At 37.4% G+C, this 3,844-nt stretch carries 3 protein-coding genes; all 3 read right to left on the reverse strand.

Annotated elements, in window-relative coordinates; all coding sequences use genetic code 11:
* Positions 1–1,020: ABC transporter permease (locus RTL21_RS08085; RefSeq protein ID WP_312095094.1), on the reverse strand; the 1,020-nt coding region annotated here is incomplete at its 3' end.
* On the reverse strand, positions 1,020–2,549 hold the full coding sequence (locus tag RTL21_RS08090) for an ABC transporter ATP-binding protein (protein ID WP_312095096.1): 1,530 nt from the start codon (positions 2,547–2,549) through the stop codon (positions 1,020–1,022). The genes RTL21_RS08085 and RTL21_RS08090, both read right to left, overlap by 1 nt.
* Positions 2,550–2,812: 263 nt before the next feature.
* Positions 2,813–3,844, reverse strand: a 1,032-nt coding sequence (locus RTL21_RS08095) for a BMP family lipoprotein (protein ID WP_312095098.1), incomplete at its 5' end; no start/stop codon positions are given.

The following is a 3,844-nucleotide window of genomic DNA, read 5'->3' on the forward strand; positions in this document are numbered from 1 at the left end:
GTCCAAGAATAATCGAATCATGTAACTGGAAGCAACAAAGAATACGATTAAAGCAATAATGATATCTACCATCTCATTTGGAACACCAGCTTCAAGTGGCATATTTAACGCCCCTACCTTTAAGAAACCGAACAAGCATGCAGCTAGCAAGATTCCTACTGGTCCATTTGCACCAAGTAAGGCTACGGCAATACCATCAAAACCTACACCTGTAAATCCACCTTTATTACTTACATATTCAAAGGTTCCTAAGCCTTCCATTGCTCCTGCTAGACCTGCAAAAGCTCCAGAAATAACCATGGAAAGAATAATGTTGCGATTTACGTTCATACCAGCATATTTTGATGCATTCTGGTTAAAACCAACTGCTTTTAATTCATAACCTTTAACAGTCTTTTCTAAAATAACCCACATAAGAATGACACAGCCGACTGCGATTAAAATTCCCCAGTGTAGGCGGGAATAGTCCGTAATACTAGCTAAAAACTCAGAACGCAAGCTAGCCGATGGCGGAATCGTTTCTGTGCGGTCTGCCTTATCTGTAAGGACATTTCGAATTAAATAATTCGATACATGTAAGGCAACATAGTTCATCATAATACTAACGATTACTTCATGTACTCTAAATCTTGCCTTTAAGAAACCTGGCACAAATGCCCAAAGTGCTCCAGCAGCAGCGGCAGCTAATACAGCAAGTGGCAAGTGAATGATTTTTGGTAAATCAAAAGCAACCCCTACCCAAACTGCAGCGAGCCAGCCAACAATTAATTGACCTTCTACCCCAATATTAAATAGTCCGGTACGAAAAGCGAAGGCAACTGCAAGACCTGCAAGAATCAATGGCGTAATTTGACGAACTACTTCTCCCGTGAAATAGATTTCGCCAAATGCCCCATTCCAAAGTGCAGAATAAGCATCAGCAGGATTGTATCCTGTTGCAAGCATTATGATTGTACCAACAATAACCCCTAATAATACGGAAATAATCGGAATGCTAATTTTCTTTATTGTATTAGACATTATTTCTCCACACCCACTTTTTTAGCTTTCGATCCTGCCATTAATAATCCTAATTCTTGTTCTGTTGTTGTTTTTGGATCCACAGTAGCAATGATTTCCCCGTCAAAAATAACCGCAATCCGATCACTTACATTTAAAATTTCATCTAGTTCGAAGGAAATTAATAATACTGCTTTTCCTTTATCTCGTTGTTCAATTAAACGTTTATGAATAAATTCGATTGCACCAACATCCAGTCCTCTTGTAGGCTGAGCAGCAATAAGCAAATCAGGATCACGGTCTACTTCTCTACCAATTATAGCCTTTTGCTGATTTCCACCAGAAAGTGCTCTTGCAGGAGTGTGCATACTTGGTGTTCTAACATCAAATTCTTCAATTAATTCGCTCGCCTTTTTTTCAATTTCTGTTTGATTCAAGAAACCATAATTAGAAAACGGTCTTTTATAATACGTTTGCAAAGCCATATTTTGTCCAATCGAAAAATCAAGGACTAAACCATGCTTATGTCTATCCTGCGGAATATGACCAATCCCACTTTCCGTTATTTTACGTGGTGTCAGAACACTGATTTCCTTGCCGTTAAGGGTGATGCTTCCACTATTTTTCTTCATTAACCCAGTGATTGCCTCAATCAGTTCGGATTGACCATTACCATCTACTCCGGCAATCCCGACAATTTCACCCGCTTTTACATCTAGGTTGAGAGAGTTCACTACATGAACACCACGATTGTCTTTCACCGTTAAATCCGAAATTTTTAATACGGTTTCTTTCGGGTTTGGATCTTTCTTTTCTGTTTTAAAAGATACTTCACGCCCAACCATTAGGTTTGCAAGTTCATTCGGATTTGTATCTTTTACATTGTACGTGCCGATGCCTTCCCCTTTTCTGATAACGGTAACACGATCACATACTTCCATAATTTCTTTTAATTTATGGGTAATCAAAATGATGGATTTTCCCTCTTGAATTAGCTTTCGGAAAATGCCAATTAATTCGGTAATTTCCTGTGGTGTTAAAACAGCTGTCGGTTCATCAAAAATTAAAATTTCTGCACCGCGATATAATGTTTTTAAAATCTCTACTCTTTGTTGCATCCCAACAGAAATATTGGCAACTTTTGCTTTTGGATCAACTGCTAACCCATATCGCTCAGAGATTTCCTTTACTTCTTTTTCTGCTTTTTTAAGATCAATTTTCCCTTTGCTAACTGTTTCTTTTCCTAAAATAATGTTTTCAGTAACTGTGAAGGTATCAATCAACATAAAATGCTGATGAACCATTCCAATTCCTAAATCATTCGCGATATTAGGATTTGAAATATTAACGACTTTCCCACGCGCACGGATTTCGCCTTTTTCTGGTTGATAGAGCCCAAAAAGAACGTTCATAAGCGTAGACTTTCCTGCACCATTTTCCCCTAAAAGTGCGTGAATCTCACCTTTTTTTACTTGAAGGGTAATATTGTTGTTTGCAACAATACCAGGGAATTCTTTTCGAATATTTAACATCTCGATTACATATTCCATCTAATCCACTCCTTCTTACTTCTCTTCCCTAACGTAAATGATTTAAGCTAAAAAAAACGTATGATGTCAAAGAATTTATGATCTAAAACAATCCACAAATAATTGATGCAATTTTATATCACGATAATTTCAGCCTATAAAATTTTTAATAAAGACTAGAATAATGCTTCTACTCTTTAGTTAAAATTCTATTTTTTGTCGTAAAAAAGGAATAAGTGTTTGCAATGCAAACCACTTATTCCTGGAAAATTAGCATATGCTATTTACTTAACAGTATCAGGAACAGTGTACTCACCGTTTTTAATTTTTGCAGTCCATTCTTCCACAGCTGCATCGATTTCTGCTTTGTTTTCTACTTCTTCATTAATTGCTGCAAGTCCAACGCCATCTTCTTTTAAGCCGTAAACAGTAGTTTCGCCACCAGGGAAATTACCTTCTTTTGCTTTAGTAGAGATATCTTGTACTGCAGTGGAAACACCTTTTAATGCAGAAGTTAACACAATATTATGATCCCCAACAGCACCTTCAGCTGATTGATCAGAGTCAACTCCAATTGCCCAGATGTATTTTTCAGGATCTTTTTCTTTTAAATCACGTGCTTCAGAGAATAATCCAGCTCCAGTACCACCAGCAGCATGGAATACGACATCTGCACCAGAAGAGTACATTTTACTTGCAATTGTTTTACCAATTTCAGGTTTGTCAAAAGCACCAGCATATTGTACATCTACTTTAATATCAGGGTCTACCGCTTTAACGCCATCAACAAATCCAGCTTCGAAACGACCGATAACTTCGCCTTCTACTCCACCAATAAATCCGATTTGTTTCGATTTAGTTGTATGAGCAGCTGCTACACCAGCTAAGAAAGAAGCTTCTTGTTCTTTAAAAGATATACTTGCAACGTTCGGTTGATCTACTGTAGCATCAACGATTGCAAAATGAGCATCCTTTTGTTGTTGAGAAATTTCTGAGATTGCGCCTTCCATCATAAATCCAATTCCAAATACCAAATTATAGCCTTGGCGAGTTAAGCTGTTTAAATTAGTAGCATAATCTGCATCTGACTGTGATTGTAGGTAATCAATCCCATTACCTTTTGATAGACCATTTTCTTCACCAAATGCTTGTAAGCCTTCCCAAGCTGATTGGTTAAATGATTTATCATCAACCCCACCGACATCTGTTACCATTGCAACTTTAAATGAGTCTTTTTCTTTATCACCTTCTGTTGCATTGTCGTTACCTTTGTCATTACTTCCACAAGCACTTAATACAGCCCCAGCAGCTAGTAC

The sequence above is a fragment of the Niallia sp. genome, assembly GCF_031978665.1.
In the GTDB taxonomy this organism is placed as follows: Bacteria; Bacillota; Bacilli; order Bacillales; family Cytobacillaceae; genus Niallia.

Excerpts from the sequence above, each read along its gene's own strand:
- RTL21_RS08090 (WP_312095096.1), bottom strand. The coding sequence starts at position 2,549 with ATGGAATATGTAATCGAGATGTTAAATATTCGAAAAGAATTCCCTGGT.